Origin of the sequence: Kineobactrum salinum (genome assembly GCF_010669285.1) — a bacterium.
GTDB lineage: Bacteria > Pseudomonadota > Gammaproteobacteria > Pseudomonadales > Halieaceae > Kineobactrum > Kineobactrum salinum.
The window spans coordinates 3,286,326-3,309,931 of the sequence record NZ_CP048711.1 but is presented as its reverse complement, the minus strand read 5'-3'; the positions used below and the strand labels follow the sequence as shown (position 1 = coordinate 3,309,931).

The 23,606-nt window shown below is 64.2% G+C and carries 27 protein-coding genes and 1 pseudogene; 16 read left to right on the top strand and 12 right to left on the bottom strand.

Annotation, left to right across the window (positions count from 1 at the left end; all coding sequences use genetic code 11):
* Positions 1-163: 163 nt before the first annotated feature.
* The 5 genes and pseudogenes from rluB to G3T16_RS14570 all read right to left on the bottom strand — a co-directional run bounded on the left by rluB (position 164) and on the right by G3T16_RS14570 (position 4,297).
* Entirely contained in the window at positions 164-1,093 is a 930-nt protein-coding gene (gene rluB / locus G3T16_RS14590) for a 23S rRNA pseudouridine(2605) synthase RluB (RefSeq protein WP_408610706.1), read from the bottom strand.
* Positions 1,090-1,878 (bottom strand): SMC-Scp complex subunit ScpB, encoded by a 789-nt coding sequence (scpB, locus tag G3T16_RS14585; protein ID WP_163495876.1) that lies wholly within the window; start codon positions 1,876-1,878, stop codon positions 1,090-1,092. The genes rluB and scpB overlap by 4 nt, the downstream gene beginning before the upstream one ends.
* A 1-nt stretch (position 1,879) precedes the next feature.
* Positions 1,880-2,671 (bottom strand): annotated as a pseudogene (locus tag G3T16_RS14580) (segregation and condensation protein A); the annotation flags it as partial.
* A gap of 94 nt (positions 2,672-2,765) precedes the next feature.
* On the bottom strand, positions 2,766-3,389 hold the full coding sequence (locus G3T16_RS14575) for an L-threonylcarbamoyladenylate synthase (protein ID WP_163495874.1): 624 nt from the start codon (positions 3,387-3,389) through the stop codon (positions 2,766-2,768).
* Complete coding sequence (locus G3T16_RS14570; protein WP_232059097.1) at positions 3,386-4,297, bottom strand: PHP domain-containing protein; 912 nt, start codon at positions 4,295-4,297, stop codon at positions 3,386-3,388. Before G3T16_RS14570 ends, G3T16_RS14575 begins: the two co-directional genes overlap by 4 nt.
* Positions 4,298-4,351: 54 nt before the next feature.
* Between G3T16_RS14570 and G3T16_RS14565 the strand changes: the two genes are divergently transcribed.
* The 6 genes from G3T16_RS14565 to G3T16_RS14540 are packed head-to-tail and all read left to right on the top strand — an operon-like array spanning position 4,352 to position 8,054.
* The gene (locus G3T16_RS14565; RefSeq protein ID WP_163495872.1) at positions 4,352-4,942 is read left to right on the top strand and encodes an inner membrane-spanning protein YciB; all 591 of its coding nucleotides are present in this window, start codon (positions 4,352-4,354) and stop codon (positions 4,940-4,942) included.
* Positions 4,943-4,951: 9 nt separating this feature from the next.
* Positions 4,952-5,251, top strand: a complete 300-nt coding sequence (locus tag G3T16_RS14560; RefSeq protein WP_163495871.1) for a YciI family protein — start codon at positions 4,952-4,954, stop codon at positions 5,249-5,251.
* A gap of 57 nt (positions 5,252-5,308) precedes the next feature.
* Complete coding sequence (locus G3T16_RS14555) at positions 5,309-5,980, top strand: TIGR04211 family SH3 domain-containing protein (protein WP_232059096.1); 672 nt, start codon at positions 5,309-5,311, stop codon at positions 5,978-5,980.
* A gap of 33 nt (positions 5,981-6,013) precedes the next feature.
* A complete protein-coding gene (locus G3T16_RS14550) occupies positions 6,014-6,604 on the top strand; it encodes a peptidylprolyl isomerase (protein WP_163495869.1) in 591 nt (196 codons plus the stop codon).
* Positions 6,601-7,380, top strand: coding sequence for a pyridoxine 5'-phosphate synthase (locus G3T16_RS14545; protein WP_163495868.1), 780 nt, complete (start codon positions 6,601-6,603; stop codon positions 7,378-7,380). The genes G3T16_RS14550 and G3T16_RS14545 overlap by 4 nt, the downstream gene beginning before the upstream one ends.
* Complete coding sequence (locus G3T16_RS14540) at positions 7,377-8,054, top strand: pseudouridine synthase (RefSeq protein ID WP_163495867.1); 678 nt, start codon at positions 7,377-7,379, stop codon at positions 8,052-8,054. The genes G3T16_RS14545 and G3T16_RS14540 overlap by 4 nt, the downstream gene beginning before the upstream one ends.
* 123 nt (positions 8,055-8,177) lie before the next feature.
* Here G3T16_RS14540 and G3T16_RS14535 read toward each other — a convergent pair whose 3' ends face one another.
* Positions 8,178-8,966 carry a sulfurtransferase gene (locus G3T16_RS14535; RefSeq protein ID WP_163495866.1) on the bottom strand — a complete coding sequence of 263 codons (789 nt, stop codon included), beginning with the start codon at positions 8,964-8,966 and terminating at the stop codon, positions 8,178-8,180.
* Positions 8,967-9,358: 392 nt separating this feature from the next.
* Between G3T16_RS14535 and rimO the strand changes: the two genes are divergently transcribed.
* Positions 9,359-10,672 carry a 30S ribosomal protein S12 methylthiotransferase RimO gene (rimO, locus tag G3T16_RS14530; RefSeq protein WP_163495865.1) on the top strand — a complete coding sequence of 438 codons (1,314 nt, stop codon included), beginning with the start codon at positions 9,359-9,361 and terminating at the stop codon, positions 10,670-10,672.
* Between the two features lie 91 nt (positions 10,673-10,763).
* Positions 10,764-11,471 carry a 16S rRNA (uracil(1498)-N(3))-methyltransferase gene (locus G3T16_RS14525; protein ID WP_163495864.1) on the top strand — a complete coding sequence of 236 codons (708 nt, stop codon included), beginning with the start codon at positions 10,764-10,766 and terminating at the stop codon, positions 11,469-11,471.
* A 217-nt stretch (positions 11,472-11,688) separates the two neighbouring features.
* Here the strand turns inward: G3T16_RS14525 and msrA are convergent, their stop codons facing one another.
* On the bottom strand, positions 11,689-12,348 hold the full coding sequence (gene msrA, locus G3T16_RS14520; RefSeq protein ID WP_163495863.1) for a peptide-methionine (S)-S-oxide reductase MsrA: 660 nt from the start codon (positions 12,346-12,348) through the stop codon (positions 11,689-11,691).
* Between the two features lie 326 nt (positions 12,349-12,674).
* Between msrA and G3T16_RS14515 the strand changes: the two genes are divergently transcribed.
* The 8 genes from G3T16_RS14515 (at position 12,675) to cls (ending at position 18,050) form a co-directional block, all read left to right on the top strand.
* Complete coding sequence (locus G3T16_RS14515; protein WP_163495862.1) at positions 12,675-12,914, top strand: hypothetical protein; 240 nt, start codon at positions 12,675-12,677, stop codon at positions 12,912-12,914.
* Positions 12,883-13,569, top strand: a complete 687-nt coding sequence (locus G3T16_RS14510; RefSeq protein ID WP_163495861.1) for a VWA domain-containing protein — start codon at positions 12,883-12,885, stop codon at positions 13,567-13,569. Before G3T16_RS14515 ends, G3T16_RS14510 begins: the two co-directional genes overlap by 32 nt.
* A gap of 8 nt (positions 13,570-13,577) precedes the next feature.
* Positions 13,578-14,300: a J domain-containing protein gene (locus G3T16_RS14505; RefSeq protein WP_163495860.1), complete on the top strand. Its 723-nt coding sequence runs from the start codon at positions 13,578-13,580 to the stop codon at positions 14,298-14,300.
* Positions 14,297-14,716: a heat-shock protein HtpX gene (locus G3T16_RS14500; protein ID WP_232059095.1), complete on the top strand. Its 420-nt coding sequence runs from the start codon at positions 14,297-14,299 to the stop codon at positions 14,714-14,716. Before G3T16_RS14505 ends, G3T16_RS14500 begins: the two co-directional genes overlap by 4 nt.
* 94 nt (positions 14,717-14,810) lie before the next feature.
* On the top strand, positions 14,811-15,053 hold the full coding sequence (locus tag G3T16_RS14495) for a hypothetical protein (protein WP_163495859.1): 243 nt from the start codon (positions 14,811-14,813) through the stop codon (positions 15,051-15,053).
* Positions 15,029-15,529 carry a DUF1499 domain-containing protein gene (locus tag G3T16_RS14490; RefSeq protein WP_163495858.1) on the top strand — a complete coding sequence of 167 codons (501 nt, stop codon included), beginning with the start codon at positions 15,029-15,031 and terminating at the stop codon, positions 15,527-15,529. The genes G3T16_RS14495 and G3T16_RS14490 overlap by 25 nt, the downstream gene beginning before the upstream one ends.
* 12 nt (positions 15,530-15,541) lie before the next feature.
* Complete coding sequence (locus tag G3T16_RS14485) at positions 15,542-16,597, top strand: S1C family serine protease (protein ID WP_163495857.1); 1,056 nt, start codon at positions 15,542-15,544, stop codon at positions 16,595-16,597.
* A 10-nt stretch (positions 16,598-16,607) separates the two neighbouring features.
* Positions 16,608-18,050, top strand: a complete 1,443-nt coding sequence (gene cls, locus G3T16_RS14480; protein ID WP_163495856.1) for a cardiolipin synthase — start codon at positions 16,608-16,610, stop codon at positions 18,048-18,050.
* A gap of 69 nt (positions 18,051-18,119) precedes the next feature.
* On the opposite strand, the gene G3T16_RS14475 is transcribed toward cls, so the two are convergent.
* The 5 genes from G3T16_RS14475 to gspL form a co-directional block, all read right to left on the bottom strand.
* Entirely contained in the window at positions 18,120-19,508 is a 1,389-nt protein-coding gene (locus tag G3T16_RS14475; RefSeq protein WP_163495855.1) for an alanine/glycine:cation symporter family protein, read from the bottom strand.
* Positions 19,509-19,592: 84 nt separating this feature from the next.
* The gene (locus G3T16_RS14470) at positions 19,593-20,942 is read right to left on the bottom strand and encodes a sodium-dependent transporter (protein WP_163495854.1); all 1,350 of its coding nucleotides are present in this window, start codon (positions 20,940-20,942) and stop codon (positions 19,593-19,595) included.
* Positions 20,943-21,031: 89 nt separating this feature from the next.
* Complete coding sequence (gene gspN, locus G3T16_RS14465; RefSeq protein WP_163495853.1) at positions 21,032-21,796, bottom strand: type II secretion system protein N; 765 nt, start codon at positions 21,794-21,796, stop codon at positions 21,032-21,034.
* Positions 21,793-22,266, bottom strand: a complete 474-nt coding sequence (gspM, locus tag G3T16_RS14460; RefSeq protein ID WP_163495852.1) for a type II secretion system protein GspM — start codon at positions 22,264-22,266, stop codon at positions 21,793-21,795. Before gspM ends, gspN begins: the two co-directional genes overlap by 4 nt.
* Complete coding sequence (gspL, locus tag G3T16_RS14455) at positions 22,263-23,459, bottom strand: type II secretion system protein GspL (protein ID WP_163495851.1); 1,197 nt, start codon at positions 23,457-23,459, stop codon at positions 22,263-22,265. The genes gspM and gspL overlap by 4 nt, the downstream gene beginning before the upstream one ends.
* Positions 23,460-23,606 lie beyond the last annotated feature (147 nt).

The following is a 23,606-nucleotide window of genomic DNA, read 5'->3' as shown; positions in this document are numbered from 1 at the left end:
CGGGCACGAGAGGGACTTTAGGAATTTATGCAGAAGGGCTACAGCCCGGCGAGGCCGGTTTCAGGCCCCGCTCGCCCCGGTCTGGCGAAGAATCCTGGGTTGAATCGCAGTAATTATCATTCAGCCCGGCACCCTGGTGAATGCAGCGTGGAGGGGGCCGCCTCTATTTGTGGGATTTGTGGGGTTTGCGGGACGGCGGCCGCCCCCGGCTCGCGGGTACCGGCGACTTGCGCTTGCCGAACTGGCGTTCCATGACTTCCTTTTCCTTGACGCTGCTGCGCTTGAGCTGCTTCTGGGGCAGGCCGGCCAGCCGGTACAGACCCTTGACTTCCTTTGCATCCAGCTCCGCCCACTGCCCCTGCTTGACCTTGGAGGGAATGAATACATCACCGTAGCGCACCCGCTTCAGACGGGAGACTGTCAGACCCTGGGACTCCCACAAACGGCGCACTTCGCGGTTGCGGCCCTCCATCAGCACCACGTAGTACCAGTGGTTGATGCCATCGCCACCACCGTCCTGGATGTCGCTAAAGCGGGCGGGGCCGTCTTCCAGCATGACGCCGTCGCGCATTTGCTGCAGCATCGGTTCTTCCACCGCGCCCATTACCCGCACCATGTACTCGCGCTCGATATTGGCGGAGGGGTGCATCAATGCGTTGGCCAGCTCACCATCGGTCGTGAACAACAGCAGGCCGGAGGTGTTGAAATCCAGCCGGCCGATTGATATCCAGCGGCCCGATTTCAACTTGGGCAGCCGCTCGAACACTGTGCGCCGGCCCTGGGGGTCCTTGCGGCTGCAGACTTCGCCGGTGGGCTTGTGGTACAAAATGCAGCGGGTCTCGGCCGCCGGCGGCCGCTCGATGGGCTTGCCATCGATACTGAGGCGGGCACGGTCACCTACCCGGTCGCCGAGCACTGCGGGCTTGCCGTCCACCGCGATACGTCCCTGCTCGATCCAGCGCTCCATCTCGCGCCGGGAGCCCAGACCAGTGCGGGCGAGCACCTTTTGCAGTTTCTCCCCATTGCTGCTGGCGGAGGCCGGTGCTTCCACCGCGGCCGCCGCCCTGGGTGCGTTCAGCTTGCGCTTGCTCAATGTCGGGTACCGGGGTCGGTGGACTGATCGTTATCGGCCGCTGCGGCAGGCTCCGCGGTCCGCTCCATGTTTGCCTCTTCCTGTTCCGCGCTGCCAGCTTCGCCGGGTTCGGCGGAATCTGCAGTTGTTTGCGGCTCATCAGCCGGGTCGCGGTTTGCCACCAGAGTCAGGGTCGGCACAGCGGCGTCACTGTCCGCCCCACTCACCGCTGTCTCCAGCGGGTCGTTGAATCCCAGCTCGGCATTCAGGGTTTCCAGGTCGCGGATCTCGGCCAGTGCAGGCAGCTGGTCCAGGTTCTTGAGGTTGAAATAATCCAGAAACTGGCGGGTGGTGGCGTACATGGACGGCCGGCCGGGGACGTCGCGATGCCCCACCGCCCGGATCCATTCGCGTTCATGCAGGGTCTTGATGATATTCGAACTGACCGCCACGCCGCGGATCTCCTCGATCTCGCCCCGGGTGATCGGCTGGCGGTAGGCGATCAGGGCCAGCGTCTCCAGCAGCGCACGGGAGTACTTCTGGGGCCGCTCCTGCCACAACCGTGCCACCCACGGACTCAGCGACTGACGTACCTGGTAGCGATAACCGCTGGCTACCTCCTGCAGCTCGAAGCCGCGGTCTTCGCAGCGCTGTGCCGCGACTGCCAGCGCCTCGCGGATCTCGGCCACTGTGGGTCGCTCCGGCTCTTCGAACAGCTCCCCCAGTTGTGCAGCGGTCAGGGGGCGCCCCGCGGCCAGCAATGCTCCTTCGAGGATCTGAACCAGTGTGGTATTGGATTCCGCCATCTTATTCCGACCTTGCCTTGACGTGGATGGGGCCAAAATCCTCGGTCTGCACGATTTCCACCAACGCCTCCTTGATCAGCTCCATCACTGCCAGAAAGGTCACCACGACTCCCAGCCGCCCCTCGCGGGCAGAGAACAGGGCAACAAAAGGTACGAACTGGCGCCCGGACAGCTTTTCCAGGACTTCCGACATCCGCTCCCGGGTGGACAGGGCCTCGCGCTGGATGTGGTGGCTTTCGAACATGTCCGCCCGCCGCAGTACTTCGCTCAGCGCCACCAGCAGCTCGCGCATGTCGACCTCCGGGTCCGCCCGGGAACGGTTCAGGTCCGGCGGCTCGGCACTGCCCTGCCAGGTATCCCGCTCCAGCCGCGGCAATTCCTCGATATCCTCCGCCGCCTTCTTGAAGCGCTCGTATTCCTGCAGCCGGCGGATCAGCTGGGCGCGGGGATCCTCCTCGTCCTCTTCCAGGTCCGCCGCGCGCGGCAGCAGCATGCGCGACTTGATTTCCGCCAGCACCGCCGCCATCAGCAGGTATTCCGCGGCCAGCTCGAACTGAATCGCATCCATCAGCTCCACATAGCGCATGTATTGGGCCGTGATCTCCGAGACATCGATTTCAAGGATGTCCAGGTTCTGGCGCCGGATCAGGTACAGCAGCAGGTCCAGCGGCCCCTCGAAGGCCTCCAGGAACACCTCCAGCGCCTGGGGCGGGATGTAGAGATCCCGGGGCAGTTCGGTCATTGCCTTGCCCAGCACCACCGCAAACGGCATTTCCCCTTGCTGGGGGTGCGGTATGGCCGGGGCGGGCCGGCGGCGTTGGCGCCGTCAACCGGAGGGGTTTCGTTCACGGGATTATCTGTGCTCATGATGCGCGCAGTATAACCGATCAGGATTCAAAAGGCGTCACATCACCCTTGCCCACCCGTATCACCAGTGGCAGATCGTCGGCCAGATCGACCACAGTGGTGGGCTCCAGACCGCAGAAGCCGCCGTCGATGATCAGATCCACCTCGTGTTCCAGCAGGGTGCGGATATCGTAGGGGTCGACCAGCGGCAATTCGTCGCCCGGCAGGATCAGGGTCACGCTCATCAGCGGCTCGCCCAGATCGGCCAGCAGCGCCGCTGCAATCGGGTTGGCCGGTACCCGCAGGCCGACAGTCTTGCGTTTCGGGTGCATCAGCCGGCGCGGCACTTCAGAGGTGGCGCGCAGAATGAAGGTATAGGGGCCGGGGGTACTGTGCTTGAGCAGCCGGTAGACGGTGTTGTCCACCTTGGCGTAGGTGGCGATCTCTGACAGGTCGCGACAGACCAGGGTGAAATTGTGGCGGTCATCCAGGCGCCGGATCCGGCGGATGCGGTCCAGTGCCGCCTTGTCGCCGATCTGGCAGCCCAGCGCATAGGCCGAGTCGGTGGGGTAGACCACCACCCCGCCGGCGCGGATGATATCGGTCGCCTGCCGCACCAGGCGGGCCTGCGGATTGTCGGGATGGATCTGGAAAAACTGGCTCACGGCTGCCCCCCTGGCAGGCATGATGGCGGCCCGGACCAGCGTTCCCATACACCGCACAGCTCGCCGAGGTGACGCAATTCCACACCGAGATCGGGGCCCCAGCTGCTGTCGCGGTGAAAATCGCTGCCGGCGGACACCTCCAGCCCGCATTCCTGCGCCAGCGTCCGCAGCTGACGGCTCTGGTCCGGGGTCTGGTAGCCGCTTAAAATCTCGATTGCAGTGCCCCCGGCGTCCTGGAAGTCCGCCACTAGGCGCCGCAGCTTGCTGCGGGTCAGGCGATACTTGAGCGGATGGGCCAGCACCGCGACGCCGCCGGCAGCCACAATCCAGGCCACCACCTCGGCCAGCTCCGGCCAGAAGGCCTTCACGTCCCCCACCTTGCCCTGCCCCAGATAGCGGTCGAAGGCCTGCGGCATGTCTTTCACATGCCCCTGCTCGACCATCCAGGCGGCGAAGTGCGGACGCCCCGGCTGGCTGCTGCCCGCGGCCTCCAGCGCGCCCTGTAATGCCCCGCAAAAGCCGCGCTGGGACAAGCGCTCGGCGATCACGGTGGCGCGATCCAGCCGCGCCCGGGTCAGCCGGTCAATACCATCTTGCAGCGCCGGATGGTTGCAGTTCACCCCCAGCCCCACCACATGCACCGTCAGCCCCGACCAGCGGCAGGAAAACTCAATGCCCGCCAACAGGGTCATTTCGCCGCCAATCCGGGTATAATACTCGGCCGCTGCCTGATACCCCGCCATGGTGTCGTGATCGGTAATGGCGAACAGGCGCAGGTCACGCTGCAGCGCACGGTCCACCAGCTGCTCCGGAGACAGGGCCCCGTCGGAAGCGGTGGTATGGGTGTGGAAGTCGATCAGCACAAACTCTACACTCTGAACAATTAAATCAATGTCTGCCGCGGTCACGCATTCACGGGGCCGCGGGGGACATGGTATCACGCTGGAGCCAGACTGTTTTCCATGAGACAACTCGCCGAGTTCATCCCCATTGCACTGTTCTTCATTGTCTACCAGATGGACGGGCAAACCGTCAGCCTGGGCAGCTGGAGCCATAGCATAGATGGAATTTTTTCTGCCACCGCCGTGCTGATAATCGCCACGCTGCTGCAGGTACTGCTGACCCTGCTGCTGACACGCAAACTGGAGAAACGTCTGCTCTGGGTGAGTCTGGCGGTCTGCGGTTTTGGCGCCGCCACGCTGCTGTTGCGCAATGAGATGTTCATCATGTGGAAACCCACCGTGTTCAACTGGGTACTGGCGGCGGCCTTTGGCGGCTCCCAGTTCATCGGCCGGCGCAACCTGATGGAACGTACCATGGGCGGCCAGATCCAGCTGCCCCATTTGATCTGGACCCGGCTGAACCTGCTCTGGGTGGTGTACTTCCTGGTGGTGGGCGCGCTGAACCTGGTGGTGGCTTACGGTTTCAGCGAGGCCACCTGGGTCAGCTACAAACTCTATTCCGCCATTGGCTTCACCCTCGTCCTGACCGCCCTGACCGCCTGGATGGTCGCACCGCACCTGAAGGATGGCCCCGTCAGCAGTCAGAAATAGGGAATTTTCATGTATTACGCGATCTTGTGCGAGGATGTCGACAATAGCCTGGCGCTGCGCCAGCGGGCCCGCCCGGCCCATCTGGAGCGCATCCACCTGCTGCTGGACCAGGGCCGGCTGCTGGTAGCCGGCCCCCACCCCGCGGTGGACACAGACGAACCGGGCGCAGCAGGCTTCACCGGCAGCCTGATTATTGCCGAATTCGACAGTCTGGAGGCGGCCACCGCCTGGGCCGACTCCGACCCCTATGTCGATGCCGGCGTCTTTCGCCGGGTGGTCGTCAAACCCTACAAACCGGTACTGCCCTGAGCTCGAACTTTCATGGTTTTATTTCCCTCCATTCTCACAAATACCAAGGACACCATTTTGGCACGCTCCCTGATCATCTCCCTGCTGCTGGCCCTGCTGGCAGTCCCGGTCCTGGCCCAGGATGTCCGCTATATCAGCGACACCCAGTACGTACCCGTGCGCAGCGGTGCCGGCAACGACTACCGCATTGTCCACCGGGGTATTCCGTCCGGTACCAAAGTCACCGTCAGCCAGCTGTCTGACGACGGTGAATGGGCGCAGATTACCGCAGGCGATACCAGCGGCTGGGTCCGGATGCAGCACTTGATGAGTGAACTGCCCGCAGTCAACCGGCTGGAAGCCGCCGTCGTCCGTGCCGAGCGCCTGCAGGAACAAAACGCCGATCTCGCCGCCCAACTGGCCAGCCTGCAACAAGAGCGGGACACGCTCAGCAGCGATGTCAGCGAAACCGACAGTTCGCTGCAGGCCGTCACCGAGGAGCTGGCACAGGTGAAGCAGGTATCCGGCAAGGCGCTGCAGCTCGATGCCGACAATCGGCGCCTGATCGAGGAGACCGAAAACCTGCGTTCCGAGGCCGACATGCTGGCCGCGGAAAACAGGCGGCTGCAGGAAAACCTGCGCAACAAGGCCTTCATGGATGGCGCTCTGGCCGTGTTGCTGGGGGTGGTCATCACGCTGGTGGTGCCACGGCTGTGGCCCAAACGCCGCCGCAACACCGGCTGGGCTTGAGCTGCCACCAAATATTCCCGGAGGATAAACCTGATGTTGAGTCCAATGTTGCGCATCCTGTCCGGCCTGGCACTGCTGCTGTTCATTGCCAGCCTGCCGGCCCGCGCTGATGAGAGCCCCCAGCCCGAACCACAGGTGGTGATCAAGACCAGTGAGGGTGACATAACCCTGCGCCTGTTCCCTGACAAGTCGCCGGTGACGGTCGCCAACTTTCTCGCCTATGTCGACGCCGGGCACTACAACGGCACTATTTTCCACCGCGTGATATCCGGCTTCATGATCCAGGGAGGCGGCTTCCTGCCCGATCTGACCGAAAAGCCCGCGGGCGATCCGATTATCAACGAGTCGCGCAACCGTCTGCACAACATCCGCGGTGCCGTCACCATGGCCCGCACCAGCGACCCGGACTCCGCCGCGGCCCAGTTTTTTATTAACCAGCGTACCAATTTGCAGCTGGACTGGTCGCCCGGAAAAGAGGGCTACACCGTCTTTGGCGAAGTGATCGACGGCATGTCGGTGGTGGACTACATCTCTTCCGCCCCGGTGCATACCGTGGCCGGCCATGAAGACGTTCCGACCGAACCCATCCTGATTCTCTCGGTCGAGCGCGAGCCGCTGCCATGATCGCCCTCAGCGTCAATCTCAACAAGATCGCGCTGATTCGCAACTCCCGCGACACCAGCAACCCGGACATCCCCCGGCACGCCCGGATATGCATCGATGCCGGTGCCGATGGCATCACCGTGCACCCACGTCCGGACCAGCGCCATATCCGGGTACAGGACTGCTTCGACCTGGCCGCCATGCTGAGCGTTGAATTCAACATGGAGGGCAACCCGATGACCGGGCCGCGCCGCAGCGACCGCGCGGGCGTGGGCGATTACCCGGGCTTTATGGCACTGGTAAAGGAAATCCGGCCGACCCAGTGCACCCTGGTCCCTGACGGTGACAACCAGCTGACTTCGGACCATGGCTTTGACCTGAAGCGGGACGGCGATCAGGTGGCACCGCTGGTGGCGGAGCTGCAGACACTGGGCATCCGCACCAGCCTGTTCATGGACCCGGACCCTGAACAGATCCGGCTCGCCGCCCAGACCGGCACCGATCGCATCGAACTGTATACCGAGAGCTATGCCCGCGCCTTTGCCAGCGGCCGCGATGTCGAACCGGTATTGCGGCGCTTTATCGAAGCCGCCGAGGTCGCGGCCGATGTCGGCCTGGGGATCAATGCGGGCCACGACCTGGACCTGCACAATCTGCCGCGGTTTTGCACAGTGCCGGGCCTGCTTGAAGTTTCCATCGGCCACGCCCTGACCGTGGATGCCCTCAGCATGGGCCTGGCGCGGACTATCGCCGCCTACCAGCAGGCGCTGGGGAAGGCGGTCGCGCCGGCCGCATGAACGACAATCTCGCGCAGGAACCACCACCCTACCTGGTGCCCCACAGCCAGGAGCCCATCGCCATCCTGTACCGCGACGAACACCTGCTGCTGGTACGCAAGCCCCACCTGCTGCTGAGCATTCCCGGCCGGCATCCGCTGAACCGGGATTGCCTGATAACCCGCCTGCAGCAGGACTTCCCCACCGCCAGCATCGTCCACCGCCTGGACCTGGACACCTCCGGCATCATGGTCATTGCGCTGGACAAACCCAGCCACGCCCACATCAGCCGCCAGTTCCAGCAGCGCCGGGTGCACAAGACCTATGAGGCCGTCGTCTACGGCCGGGTCGCGGTTGGGCGCGGAGAGGTCAACCTGCCCATCGCCTGCGACTGGGAGCGGCGCCCGCTGCAGAAGATCTGCCACCAGAGCGGCCGTGAGGCACTCACCCGCTTCGAGGTGATGGAGCGCGGCAGCGACCGCAGCCGCCTGCTGCTGGCGCCGGTGACCGGCCGCTCCCATCAGCTGCGCATTCACATGCGCGAACTGGGCCACCCGATACTGGGCTGTGACATGTACGCCCACGAAGCGGCGCTGGCCATGGCCCCGCGCCTGCTACTGCACGCCACCAGCCTGGAGCTGCAGCACCCGGTAACCGGGGAATTGTTGCGCGGGGAATGCCCGGCCGATTTCTGAGCCGGGCGCCATGGGAGGGCCAATATACCTTGTATTTTGGGATCACAGTTCCTGATTCACCAGGTGGGACTGGACGCATGCGCAAGGAGTACCAGGCAGCCCAGAACCGCTGCCGGATGCCAGTCACAAATAGCTGCACCAATCCGACCAGCTGCCGGGATACAGCAATGCGTCATCGCGGCCGAGCCGGGCCAGCGCATAGAGATTGACGCAGGCCGTGACCCCCGAGCCACAGTAGACCACCAGCGGTTGCGCCTCCATCAGCTCACCAAAATGCGCCCGCAACTCCGGCTCGGGGCGCAACCGACCCTGGGCGTCGGTCACCTCCTGCCAGCAGCGGTTCAACGCACCCGGGATATGCCCTGCCACCGGATCGATCGGCTCTTCCAGCCCGGCATAACGGCGCGGTTCCCGCGAGTCCAGCAGCGTCGCACCGCGAGCCTGCAAGTCGCGCAGCGCCTCGATATCGCAGCTGCCACGAAAGCTGGCCGCCGGCGGCGCGGCGCAAGGCCGGGGTTCCGGCACCGCCGTGCTCAGCTCCCCGCCCGCCGCCACCCAGGCGGCCAGGCCTCCTTCCAGCAGGCGCGGCGCCCGGTAACCCAGCGCCCGCAGCATCCACCAGAAACGGGCGGCATAGGCCAGGCGGGAGTCATCATAGGCCACCACCTCGGTGTTGGGACCTATTCCCAGCGCGGCCAGACGAGCGGCGAGAACCCCTGCATCGGGCAGCGGATGACGCCCGCCGTGGAGGCCTGCCGGCCTCGACAGGTCGCGCTCCAGGTCCAGGTAATGGGCGCCGGGAATATGGCCGCGCAGATAGGCGGTATGCCCGGCGGCGGGCTCGCCGAGCACAAAGCGGCAGTCAACGATGATGCAATCCGGATCGGCGGCAAGTTCGGTGGCAGTGATCATGGGGCGGAATCTCCGGGGCAAAGAGTAGCACCAGGGACGAATGGCACTTACTTTAGGGTTTTTAGACTTCGTAGCCCGGTCGACGTCCTGGGAGGGTGTTTTCGAGACACGCCGTAAACCCCTCCATGGGGGCTCGGTTGCAGCATCCATGCTGCAAACGGTCTCGAAAACACCCTCCCAGGACGCCGACCTTCCACCGGAGAGAGCTAAAGTAAGTGCCACTCGCATCAGGCACATCGCAGTGTAGCGCCGGACCAGCTACATTTCACTTTTGGAGAATACTTGGACTCCCCGCCACGTAGTAGCAGCCAGACAGGGTCATTGGCGTTTCGATCCGGCGCCGACGCCTGTATAATCGCTCCCCCCTTGCAATACCCCTACAGGCTTCTGTCATGTCCAGCAACAAAGTCGGTTTTGTCAGCCTCGGCTGCCCCAAGGCCCTGGTCGATTCCGAACGCATCCTGACCCAGCTGAAGCTGGACGGCTACGATATCGTGCCCAGCTACCAGGACGCGGAGCTGGTGGTGGTCAATACCTGCGGCTTTATCGACAGTGCCAAACAGGAGTCCCTGGACGCCATCGGCGAGGCCATCAGTGAAAACGGCAGGGTGATCGTCACCGGCTGCATGGGCAAGGGCAGCGACGCGGACTCGATCCGGCAGCTGCACCCCAAGGTACTGAGCGTCACCGGTCCCGCCGCCTACGAGGAGGTGGTCAGCGCGGTACATGAGTTTGTGCCCCACACCCGCGTCCACGACCCCTTCGCCGACCTGGTACCGCCCCAGGGCGTCAAGCTGACGCCCCGCCACTACGCCTACCTGAAGATTTCCGAGGGCTGCAACCACCGCTGCAGCTTCTGCATCATCCCGCACATGCGAGGCGACCTGGTGAGCCGGCCGATCGGCGAGGTGATGGAGGAGGCAGAGCGCCTGGTCAAGGCCGGGGTGCGAGAACTGCTGGTGATCTCCCAGGACACCAGTGCCTACGGCGTGGACCTGAAGTACCGCACCGGCTTCTGGAACGGGCGGCCGATGAAAACCAGCATGCAGGCACTGTGCGAGGGCCTGGCGGAACTGGGCATCTGGGTGCGGCTGCACTATGTCTACCCCTACCCCCATGTCGACCAGATCGTGCCGCTGATGGCCGAGGGCCGGATCCTGCCCTATCTGGACATTCCGTTCCAGCACGGCAGCCCCGCTGTGCTCAAGCGCATGAAGCGGCCGGCAGCGGCGGAGAAATCGCTGGACCGGATCCGCCGCTGGCGCGAAATCTGCCCTGATATCACGCTGCGCAGCACCTTCATCGTCGGCTTTCCGGGCGAAACCGAGGACGACTTCGAGCAGCTGCTGGACTTCCTGCACGAGGCCCAGCTGGACCGGGTCGGCTGCTTCCAGTACTCGCCTGTGGCCGGCGCTCCCGCCAACACACTGCCGGACCCGGTGCCGGAATCCCTGAAGCAGGAGCGCTGGGACCGCTTCATGGCGGTACAGCAGCAGATCAGCGCCGACAAACTGCAGGCCAAGGTCGGGCACAGCATCGAGATCCTGATCGACGAGGTCAACGACGACGGCGCCATCGGCCGCTCCAGCGCCGACGCACCCGAAATCGACGGCAAGGTCTACCTGGACGGAGCCAGCGACCTGCAGCCCGGCGATTTCGTCGCCGCCGAAGTCATTGCCGCCGACGAGTACGATTTATGGGCCTGAGCCCGCGACAGTCACAGCCCCTGCTGCCCCGCCCGGCACCGGCGGCCGGTAGTGCGGCTCACGCCAGCGCCGGCTGAGCAACGGCGCGTCCATGAACCTGTTGCTGTTTGCCGCTACCGAATGCCGCGACGACAACCTCCTGACCCTGACCGGACGCCGCCTCCAGCATCTGCGGCAGGTGCTCGGCTCCGCTCCCGGGGATGTGATCCAGGTGGGCCAGATCGACGGCCGCATCGGTCGTGGCCAGATCCTGGCCATCGACCAACAGCGGGCAGAACTCGCCATTACCCTGGACCGCGAACCGCCACCCAAGCTACCGGCCACGCTGCTGCTGGGTCTGCCGCGGCCCAAGATGCTGCGCCGGATCCTGCGCAGCGCGGCCGAATTCGGTGTCTCCAGCATCCACCTGCTGAACAGCTACCGGGTGGAAAAAAGCTATTGGCAAACACCGGTACTGACCCCCGCGATGATTCGGGACTACCTGCTGCAGGGCCTGGAACAGGCCCGCGACACCGTCTTGCCGCCGGTCTACCTGCAACGGCGCTTCAAGCCCTTTGTCGAGGACCAGTTGCCGGCCCTGATCGCCGGCCGGGAGGCCCTGCTGGCGCACCCCGGCGAAGCCCCGCTGGCGGCGCTATCCGGGTCCGGCGAATACCTACTTGTAATCGGCCCCGAGGGCGGCTTCATTCCCTATGAGGTGGACAAACTTCTGGCGGCGGGGTGCCGCCAGGTATCGCTGGGACCGCGCATACTACGGGTGGAAAACGCCGTCAGCAGCCTGCTGGGACGTTTGCTGTAGGGTCTGGCCTGAATGGCACTTACTTTGGGCCTGCTCCGATGCGAGGACGCTACTTCCGGAGAGCACTTTCGAGACCGTTTGCCGCATGGATGCGGCAACCGAGCCCCCATGGACGGGTTCACGGCGTGTCTCGAAAGTGCTCTCCGGAAGTAGTGGCCGGATTACAGACACCAAATCGCTACCGAATCGCTAAAGCGAGTGCCGCTCAGGCCTGATCTCAGCGCTCAGTCGCCAAACCCACCGGGCAGCTGACCCCGGTGCCGGCGAGGCCACAGTAGCCGCCGGGGTTTTTGGCGAGGTACTGCTGGTGGTATTCCTCGGCGTAGTAGAACGGCGGCGCGGGCCGGATCTCGGTGGTGATCTCGCCGTAGCCCGCCTCCCGCAGCACCTGCTGATACGACTCCCGGCTGGTCTCGGCCAGCGCCTGTTGCTGATCGTCAAAAGTGTAGATCGCGGAGCGGTACTGGGTGCCCAGATCATTGCCCTGGCGCATACCCTGGGTGGGATCGTGTCCCTCCCAGAACGACGTCAGCAACTGCTGGTAGCTCACCTGCTGCGGATCAAACACCACCAGCACTGCCTCCGTATGCCCGGTCTGGCCACTACAGACCTCCTGGTAGCTCGGGTTGGGCGTGATGCCACCGGCATAGCCCGCGGCGGTGGTATAGACCCCGGGGATCTGCCAGAAACGGCGCTCGACACCCCAGAAGCAGCCCATGCCAAACACCGCCTGTTGCAGTTGCTCCGGAAACGGCCCCCGCAACGGGTTGCCATTGACGGAATGGGCCGCCGGGACCGGCATGGCCTGATCGCGTCCGGGCAGGGCGGAAGCCGCATCGGGCAAGGCGTGTTTACTGCGGATATCAAATAGACTCATGGATTCATTATAGCCTCGGTTCGCAGCGCGATACATCCCTCACGAGTCCCGCTGGGCAGACAGCGGGGTAGCGTTGTCTCTCGGCATGACATCGCCTCGGCCCAATTGCGCGCCAATTCCGCCGCAACGGCGGCCGGTTCCGTCCACGGCGCCCTTTTCATCCCGGCACCGGCCGGTGTAAGCTGCCTTTTTGTGCGTGACAGGCGCGCGATCACAGACCTGTCACAATGGAGCTCCAGACTGTCGGACCACAACAACCGGATATGGCCGCGAACAAAAACGCGAGGCCGTTGTCCCATCGACAGCAGCAACGAGAAGTAATTTCCATGACCAGACACAACGACGATTTCGACCCCCGCGAGTTCTGCAGCCGCAAGCTGTGGCAGTTGGTGGCAACCGAGGAAGGCACAGCGGTCGACAAGGCGGCCCTGCAGCAGGCGGTGAAGGAACTGGCGCAACGGCGCCACTACCTGGAGGAACTGCAGCGGCTGGGCAAGCTCGACCACTCCCGCCCCTTTCAGTCCGCGGCGAGCCATGGCCAGATCTCCAGCCCGCACCGCCACTAGCGGGCAGGTGCAGGCCTTTCTCAGCAAGAGCCGGGCCCTGACCACCTTCTCCGACAAACACCCGCGCCTGATTTTTGCGGTCGATGCCACCGCGAGTCGGCAGCCGACCTGGGACGTCGCGCGGCGCCTGCAGGCAGACATGTTCCGGGCCACCCGCCAGATCGCCTCGCTGTCGGTACAGCTGTGCTACTACCGCGGTTTCCACGAGTTCCATGCCAGTCCCTGGCTGCGCAACACCGACGACCTCGCCGCGGAGATGGCCCGGGTGCACTGCGAAGGAGGCCATACCCAGATCGGCCGCCTGCTGCGGCATGCGCTGCAGCTGCACCGGGAAACACCGGCACGCGCCCTGGTCTTCATTGGCGACGCACTGGAAGAGCTGCCGGATGACCTGTGCGACCTCGCCGGCCAGTGCGGGCTGCGGCAACTGCCGCTGTTCCTGTTCCAGGAGGGCGGCAACGCGCAGGTCAGGCAGACCTTCCAGAGCATGGCCAGGCTCAGTGGCGGCGCCTGGGCCCGCTTCGACCAGAGCAGCGCCGACACGCTGGCACAATTGCTGGGCGCGGTGGCACGCTTTGCCGCCGGAGGCCGGGCTGCGCTGGAGAATAACCCCAGCGAGGGTGCTAGACTGCTGCTCCAACAACTCAAGCCCTGAGGGAAGACGTGCCGAGAATCCTGTTGCTGCTGGCAATCGCCCTTGTCCTGTACATCCTGTTCCTGCGCGCCCGCTCGCTGCCCCCTCACAAACGCAAGGCTCAGTACCTCAAGCTGGGGCTGGGTCTGGCCGTGATTGTGGTGGTGGTGCTGACCTTGTCCGGCCGCATGCACTGGGTGGGCGCCGCACTGACTGGCGCACTGGTGCTGGCACGTCAGTTGCTGCCGGTGCTGATCCGGCTGTTCCCGATGCTGTCTTCCCTGCGCGGCAGCAAGGGCGGTGGCAGCCGCGCGCAGGGACAGCAATCCACGGTTGAAACCGCGGTGTTGCGGATGCACCTGAATCACGATTCGGGGCAACTCAGCGGTGAAGTGCTGCAGGGACCCTGCAAGGACTGGCAGCTGGACGAGATGGATCGCAGTCAGCTCGAGCAACTGCTGGGTTACTGCCAGCAGCAGGATCAGGATTCGGTACACCTGCTGGACGGCTACCTGCAACAACGCTTCCCGGGCGATAACAGCTTCGGCAGTGGCCAGGGCGACATCGCGGGCGCCAGTGGCGGGATGAGCCGGAGCGAGGCGCTGGCACTGCTGGGGTTAGGCGAAGGCGCCAGCGACGAAGAAGTCGTCACCGCCCACCGCAAGTTGATGCAGAAACTGCATCCGGACCGCGGCGGCACCGACTACCTCGCGGCCAAGATCAACCAGGCCAAGGATTTTCTGCTCGGTTGAAGCCGGGCACGCCGGACGGCAACAATGGCTGGCGCCCCACCGTTCCGGAACATACACTGCACCGCGGCATCGAGGAGGAGCACAGGGCTGCCATGAATGAAGTTTTCGTCATCTGCAATCAACTGGGACACTACTGGGGCAAGGCCAAGGCCTGGGTTGATGGCCGTGATCCCCGCGCTGTTCAGCGCTGCCGGCACCGCGACGAGGCCGTCAACCTGCTGTTCGAGCTCAGCGCCAAGAACGTCGAGTTGCGCGGCGAGGTCATCGCGGCACAACTGAACCCCCGTGGCGAACCAGTGCTGGAGGTCAGCCAGACCCCGCTGCCGCAAAAGGCAGCGCCAGATGAGTCCCCGGAGACCGCAGCGGCAACCGGGGAGCCATCACCGGCTATCCCCAGCGACAGTACCGAAGCCTGAATGCGGCCCGGTTGAACCGGCGAGACCCGCGCGCGACAATACTGCCCAGGTGATAGTATTCTTGCCCCTGTGCAGGTTTTACAAGGAAGCCCTCATGCTCCAGATCCAGACCCGCTCCCGCCTGGTGAACACGCTCGGCTATCTCGGCATTACCCTGTTAGTGGCGTTGCCACTGGCGATACTCATGGTACGCGCGGGCCACTGGCAACAGGGACTGCTGTTGTATGCGCTGACCTGCGCCGCTTCCGCCGCGTTGCTGCTCCTCGGTCTCCTGCTACTGCTGTTGCCACGGTACCGGCCCTGGCGGGGGATATGTTGCCCAGGTACCTGTTGCTGATGCCAGGCACGCTGCTGTTGTTGGCGATACTGGCTTCCCGTGGTGATTACCCGCCGATCCACGACATTACCACCGACCTGGAGGATCCACCCACCTTCACCCACGCACCTACCCTGCGCGGCAAGCAGAGCAACTCTCTGGAAATCAAACCCGACAGTCTGGCGCAGCAACAGCAAGCCTATCCGGAACTGCAGTCCCTGCGCACAGGACTGAGCGCTGATGCGGCGTTTCGCCGGGCCCTGGAAGTCGCTCGCGAACTGGGCTGGGAGGTGGTCTACCGGGATCCGGAGCGTTGGCGGATCGAAGCGGTGGATACCACCGCCATCATGGCCTTCCGGGACGACATCGCAATCCGGATCCGCTCCAGCGCCGAAGGCAGTGTCGTGGACCTGCGCTCCGTCTCCCGGGTGGGCGTGGGAGATCTCGGGGCCAACGCCGCCCGCATCCAGGCCTTCCTCGACCGCTTTGCCGACTGAACAGGACCGCACATGCCATTTCCATACCTGATTGTGGCGCTGCTCGCCTGCCTGTTGGCGGGCGGCGCCGGCGCCGCCCAGCCCGACTATCTGAGCTTCGCCACCGAGGACGAAGCCAACACCACCGAGATTTTCAGCAAGGCCAGCCCCGCGGTGGTGTTCGTGACCAGCAAGGCGCTCCGGCGCGACCTGTTCTCACTCAACGTGCATGAGATTCCCCGCGGTTCCGGCAGCGGCTTCGTCTGGGACAGCAACGGACTTATCGTTACCAATTTCCATGTGATTGCCCGCGCCCACAAGCTGACTGTGACGCTGCAGGACCAGACCGAGTTTGATGCCGAAGTGGTCGGCGTCGCTCCCGAAAAGGATCTGGCCGTACTGCGCATAGAAAACCCGCCCGAGGATCTGGTTCAACTGCCGGTGGGCGATTCTTCCGAGCTGACTGTGGGACGCAAGGTACTGGCCATCGGCAACCCCTTTGGCCTGGATACTACGCTCACCACTGGCGTGATCAGTGCCCTTGGCCGCGAGATCAGGGCTCCGGGCAACCGGACCATTCGCGGCGTGATTCAGACCGATGCCGCGATCAATCCGGGCAATTCAGGCGGCCCTCTACTCAACTCCCTGGGCCAGTTGGTGGGGGTCAATACCGCTATCTACAGCCCCAGCGGCGCCAGCGCCGGGATTGGCTTCGCGATCCCGGTCAACACCGTGAAAGAGGTTGTGCCGCAGCTGATCAGTTATGGCCGCATACTGCGGCCGATCATGGGGCTGGAGCTGGCTAGCGATCGCTGGATCCGCCGCTACCGGCTGGAAGGACTGCCGGTGGTGCGCGTATCCCCCGGCCTGCCGGCCGACCAGGCCGGCATCCGCGGCGCCTACCGCAACACCCGCGGAGAAGTGGTGCTGGGCGATATCGTCGTCGCCATCAACGGCGAACCGGTACGCAGCAACGACGATTATCTGAGCATCCTGGAAAAGCACCAGCCGGGCGATAGCGTGACCGTCACACTGCGCCATGGCAACGTGACGCGGGAGATCTCCGTGACCTTGACCGAATCCCAGTAGCATCGCCACTGTGGAGCTGCAGCTGTATACAGAGTTGATCGCGATTGGCATCGCCTTGTTCTACACACTGGCGATCTTCTCGGCAATAGAGGCCATAATCCACGTGCGCACGGCCCAGGGCGCGATCGCCTGGGCCATCTCCCTGCTGGCGATCCCCTATCTCGCTGTCCCTTGCTATCTGGTGTTCGGTCGCACCAAGTTCGACGGCTACCTGGAACAACGCAAGGCCATCGGCGAGGAAACCGTGGAACTGCTGCGCCAGACACGGCAAGAGGTGGCCCGCCACGAAGTCCCACGCTCCCCGGCCGAACCGCTCTACAACGCTCTGTTCAACCTCACCGGCATTCCAGCAGCCGGCGGCAACCAGGTGAAGCTGCTGATCGACGGACAACAGACCTTCGACAGCATCGTGGCGGGACTGGAATCCGCCCGCGACTATATTCTCCTGCAATCCTATATCATCCGCGACGATGGACTGGGACGGCGCGTGGGCCGGGTGCTGGCAGACAAAGCCCGCAGCGGCATCAAAGTGTATCTGCTGTACGATGAAATCGGCAGCTACAATTTCCATCGCACCGGCCTGTACAAGCAAATGAAGATGACAGGCGTCGAGGTGGCCGCGTTCAATACCACCCAGGGGCGCCGCAACCGCTTCCAGCTCAATTTCCGCAATCACCGCAAGATCATCGTGGTCGATGGCCACAGCGCATGGATAGGCGGCCACAATGTGGGTGACGAATACCTGGGCCTGGACCGGCACATCGGCCACTGGCGCGATACCCACATACGCCTGCAGGGTCCTGCCTTGCTGGGGGTAGAACTGGCCTTCGCCACCGACTGGCGCTGGGCGACCCGGACGGCATTGCCGGTGGTGCGGCCCGATGTCCAGCCCGGCCTCTATGGCGACGACAACGTGCTGGTGTTCCCGTCGGATCCCGCCAGCACACTGGAACAGGCGGGGCTACTGTTCCTGCAGGTCATCGTCGCGGCGCGGCAGCGCATCTGGATTGCCAGCCCCTATTTCGTTCCCGACCGGAGCATCACCTCTGCGTTGCAGCTGGCGGCGCTGCGCGGGGTGGATGTGCGAGTCATGATTCCGGACCAGCCGGACGGGCCGGTGGTGGGCATGGCCAATTGGGCCTTTAGCCGGGAACTGCTGCCCGCCGGCGTCAAGGTCTACCGCTATGAAAACGGCTTTTTGCACCAGAAGGTGTTGCTGATGGACAACCATTTGGCAGGGGTGGGAACAGCAAACTTCGACAACCGTTCATTCCGCCTTAATTTCGAGATCACCGTGCTGGTGGACGGCGAGCGCTTCGCCAAGGAAGTCGCCACCATGCTGGAAGGCGACCTGCTGCACTGCCGCCAGGTCACCCAGGCTGAAATCGACGCCAAACCGGCCTGGTTTCCGCTGGGCATGGGTGTAGCCCGTCTGTTCGCGCCGGTACTGTAGCCTGCCGGACCACCGCTGCAACGGTACGCAGCCGCCTGAAGCCACGGCCTCCCCGGCCGCCGCCCGGGTTCAGTCCCGCCAGGCGCGCGGGTCGATGTCCAGGTCGGCCCAGTCCTCCAGCTTGAGCCGCGGCTGCTCGCCGCGCCGCAACTGGCCGTCGTAGTCGCGCAGCAAGCGCATGCCGATGCGGTACATCCAGATCAGCCCGGCCAGATTGACCAGCGCCAGCAGTCCCATCGTCAGATCCGCAAAGCCGAATACCGTGCCCAGGTTCTGCAGGGCTCCCCAGAATACCAGGCCCAACACACAGACGCGGAAAAGCGTGAACAGGTGACGGTTGCCATCGCTGAAGAAGTTGATGCTGTTCTCGCCAAGATAATAGTTGTACATCATCGAACTGAACGCAAACAACACCAGCGCAACTGACACAAAACCCGCACCCCAATCCCCCACGTGACTCGCCAGTGCACTCTGGGTCAGCGCCACACCGGATATCCCCTGGACCCCAGGTTGGTAGATATCCGACAGCAGAATAATGACCGCAGTGCAGCTGCACATGATGACGGTATCGATAAATACGCTGAAGGCCTGGACCACCCCCTGGTTCGCCGGATGCGGCACATGTGCCACTGCAGCCACGTTGGGAGCACTGCCCAGGCCCGCTTCATTGCTGAACAGCCCGCGCTTCACTCCCTGCATGATCACCACCCCCAGGCCGCCACCGAAGGCTGCCTCCAGGCCGAAGGCGCTTTGCACGATATGCCACAGCACCGCCGGCACCGCGCTGATGTTGAGACCGATCACCAGCAGCGCCACCAGCAGGTAGCCCAGGGCCATCACCGGCACGATCAGCTCGGATACGATTGCGATGCGGCGGATGCCGCCGAAGATGATACTGCCCAGCAGGCCCACCATCAGCAGGCCTGCAAGCCAGGTGGGGACGCCGAACGAAGCCTGCAGCGAAGTGGCCACCACATAGGACTGCACCGCATTGAAGCCCAGGCCGAAGGTGACCAGCAGCAGGGCAGAATAGATCAGCGCCAGGCCGCGCTGCTGTACACCGTGGGTGAGATAGTAGGCCGGCCCGCCGCGGTAGCTGCCGTCGGCCTGATAGCGCTTGAACAACTGGGCGAGGGAACATTCAAAGAAGCTGGTAGCCATCCCCATCAGGCCGATGACCCACATCCAGAACACGGCCCCGGGACCGCCCAGGGTGATGGCGACGGCAACACCGGCGATATTGCCACTGCCGACCCGGCCGGCCACGCTGACCACCAGCGCCTGGAAAGAACTGATATGGCCCCGCTCGTGGTGCATGCCGCCCCGCAGCACCGAGAACATGCGGCCGAAATAGCGAAACTGGACACCGCGTGAGCCGAGCGTGAACAGCAGACCCACCGCGATCAGCACCACGACCAGTATCTGACCCCAGAGAAAATCGTTCATAGCAGCAAGCATGGCAGCTCCCGGTTGCGAGATCGCGGGTCCTGCCGCGGTCCCAGGATTGGCCCCGAAAGGCGCACGGTATTCCGGAACTCCGGCTCAGCCGCTGACACCCATCACGAAGATGATAGCCAGTGCCGGCGGTACGATATAACGGATCAGAAAGCGCCAGCCCTCGTAGCTCAGGCGGTGCAGGGCCCACAACTCATCCCGACTGGCGTCGCGCTTGACGAACCAGCCGGCAAATACGGCGATCAGCAGGCCACCCAGCGGCAGCAGGATCTGGTTGGAGAAGTAATCCATACTGTCATTGATATTCCTGCCGCCAAAGTTCAAGTCTCCCAACACATTGTAGGAGAGGATGGACAGGATGCTGAGCACCGCGACGGAACCGATGACCAGCACCGCACTGCGGTGCCTGGGAATGCCGAAGCGGTCCTCGATCCAGGCGTTGACGCATTCCACCAAGCCCACCATCGAGGTGATGCCAGCCACCGTCAACATCAAGAAAAACAATACGCTGAACAGGTGCCCGCCCGGCATCTGGGCAAAGGCCACTGGCAGGGTCTGGAAAATCAGGCCGGCACCGGCGGCCGGGTCCAGTCCGTAGTGGAACACCGCGGGAAAGATCACCAGCCCCGCCAGCAGGGCCACCGTGGTATCGGCAACCACGATAATCAACACCGACTGGCTGATGGAGATTGAGCGCGGCAGATAGGAACCGTAGATCATCATTCCACCCATCGCCACGCCGATGGAAAAGAATGCCTGGCCGATGGCGGCGAGCACGCTGTCGGCACCGATCTTGCTGAAATCCGGGGTAAACAGCCAGGTTACGGCCTCCTGGAAGCCGCCGGCAAAATAGTTGTAGGTGGCCAGGCCCAGCAACAGCAGGAACATCAGCGGCATCATCACTACCACCGCGCGCTCAATGCCGTCCTTGACGCCAGCGTAGATAATGGCACCGGTAATCACCAGGCCCAGCAGGGTCCAGAACAACATGCCAATATTGTTATCGAGCACCGCAGCGAACTGGGTGCCGGCGCTGACCGCGTCCACGTCGGCAAAACCGGTGGTGACCGCCTTGAACAGGTACCACAATACCCAGCCGACGATCACTGAGTAGACAATCTCGATTGTGTAGGCCGCCAGCAAACCCATGCCGCCCACCCACTGCCACTGCCGGGAGCGGCCACTTTCGAGGGCCACGGCAGCCACGGCCTCGGGCGGACTGGCCTGGCCGCGGCGCCCGATCATCAGCTCGGCGATCAGGATAGGCACCCCGATGCCAAAGGCGCAGACCAGATAGATAATGACGAAGGCGGCGCCACCATTTTCTCCGGTGATGTAGGGGAAGCGCCAGATATTTCCCAGGCCGACAGCGAAGCCCACCGCCGCCATCAGGAATGCAAATCGGGATGACCAGTGGTCCCCTGCAGCTACTGCCATACCGCCAAACTCCCCTTCATGTCGTCAAACTCCACTTATTCTGATTGTCGCACGCAGTCTACACAAAAAAGCCGGCGCCGCTATAGCGCTCATTCGCCGGGCAGTTGCAACTGCCCTTCCAGTTGCAACTGGTAGGTGGCGCCCACCGGACGTGCCAGCAGAGCCAGTGCTTCCTGCAGTGCCGGATCCCAGGCGGTTTCGCTCTCGATTTGCAGCGCGATGCTATAGTGACTGTCCCGCAACTGCAACTGGCCCTGGGCCTGTACCGGTCCCGCCAGCGTGAGCAGTTCGGCGGTCAGCGGCCCGCTCGCGGATTGCCTTGCATCGAGCGCATAGCTGCCCAGCGCCAGCGGTCCGCGGGGAGACTCCCAGCCAGCTTGCTGCCATACCAACCGCCCCTCGGCCTCTACCGGCAGGCCGCGCCGCAGCTGTAGCAGGGTCGCATCCAGCGTCAGCCGGCCGCTCAGTGCGACCGGTACCAGATGGCGCAGCAAGCTGGCATCGAGGGTCAGATGCAAATCCCGCAGCCCGATATGATCAGCCCCGTACAGCACCAGCCCGGTCTGCAGCTGCTGCTCACCCCAGCGACTGTCGATCGCCAACCGCGGCGCCAATGTCAGCAGAGACCAGGGGTTCAGCCGCCAGCCTACCTCACCCAGATGCAGCGGTCCGGCTTCGGTCGCCAGCACCACCCGGCTGGCCTCACCCTGCCACAGACTGCCGCTGAAGCCCTGTGCTGACAGCTGACCCGGGGGCGCCAGCCACGCCACAAGGTGGGCCGGCGCGGTCACTGCCAGACACCCCAGCAACAGCAGCAGGCACAGCACACCCGCCGCCAGACGACGGCCGATCACAAGGCCTGGCCGAGCCGGACGGTAGCGTTGACCAGTCCGGCACTGCCAGCCTGGGTCAGCGCTACTTCTTCTATCAGCAGCCCCTGCCGGGACTCCAGGCTATGCAGCCAGGCGGCGAGATCGGCGAAGCGGGCATTCTCCAGCCGCACCTGCAGGTCTCCCCGGCTGCCGGGCTGCAGCCGGCTGACACCCAGGCCGTGCTGCGCGGTGCTCTGGTTTACCAGTGACGTGAGGTTGCGCCGCTGACCACGCTCAGCGCCGTTCGCTCGTAGCTGGGCCAGCTCTGACGCCAATGCATCGACGCGCAGCAAGGAGGCGGCCACCGCGGCATTCTGCTGCGCCATGCGCTCCCGGCTGGCAGCCAGCGGGGCCCACAGCACCAGATACAGCACGTACAGGCCCAGCACCAGCGCGAGCACCAGCAGGCTCAACTGTTCCCGCGTTTTGAGACGCAACAGCCAGGCCCTCATCCTGCACCCCCGACCCGGATCCGCGCCCTTACCCGCTGACCCTGGGCACTACTGCTCTCCATCTCCGCCGCCAGACCTGCTGCGACCAGGCCTGCGCGCAGCTGCTCCACCGCGGCGAAATCATCTGCGAGAATATTCATCCGCATTTCACCGCCGCGCTGGTTGTAGTTGATACTCACTATCGACGTCCCCGACTGATCCGCTATCGCGCCCCCGGCCTGCTCCAGCAGGCGCACAAAACCGCTACCCCCGGCATCGCCCCGCAGAGCCGCCAGCTGCCGTGAGAGCTGGCGCTCGGCATCCACCAGTGCGCCGTCGGGCACAGCCTGGCGATAACTCGCCTCCACCGCACTGCGCAGTGCCAGGTTTTGCCGGGCGAGACTGCGATAGTCGGCCCAGGTCGCCAGCAGCTGCAGGACAAAGGCCACCGCCAGCGCTGCGGCCGCGACCCGCCATTGCTGCCACCAGCGCGCCAGGGGCAGGCGCGGGGCATAGTCTCCCTGCCGCAGGTTCAGCGGATGCTGGTCCCCGGAGAGCATCAATGCACTGCAGAGATTGCCCCGGCGCCATTGCAGCCGCGACTGCAGCCCGGCCGGGAACAGTGCCAGGTCCGACGCCTGGTCCTGGCCGTAGACAATGATCTGCTGGGGCGGCGCGGCCGCCTCGGCCGCGGCCAGCAGTGGTAACAGCAACTCGGCTTCGACAGTGAAGCCCTCGCAGGCACCGCTGCGCACCAGCACCTGGTCGGGCTCTACCAGCACACACCACTCTCCCGGCTGCCACGGCAGCAACAGCGGCTCGGGCAGCCACTGGGGGAGGTCCGGCAATTCAGCCAGCTGCTGGTTCCAGTCCGCCATCGCCTGACGCCGGCACAGGGCGACGCCGAAGCTCAGTTTTTCCAGCGCACAGACAGCAAAATGCAGCTGCTCTATGTCGTCCGCCACCTGTTCTTCCAGCAGAAAGGGCAGCGCCTTGTCCAGGTGCTTTTTTTCCTCGGCGCTGACGTCCAGCCGCATCAGCCGCACCGCCGCCCCGGGAACGGCAAAGCAGGCCTGGTAGCGGGCACTGGCAAGCGTGGCACGAAACCCGGCGCGCGCCTCGGGGCTGTCCAGTGGCCGCGGCTGCTCCCCGGCCCCCGGCGGATACCAAACCAGACTATTGTCGATCACACGCACGACGGCAAGGTTTTGCAAACCTTTATCTCCACTTTGTAATGTCATCATTCCGCCGCCAGCGGCGCACCGTTTGCGGCACAGATCCACAAACGCGGATACCGACATCGGTCACTGGCTTGCCTGATGTCTTGGGCCCTATGACGGCTAGCATAGTGGCTCTTTTGC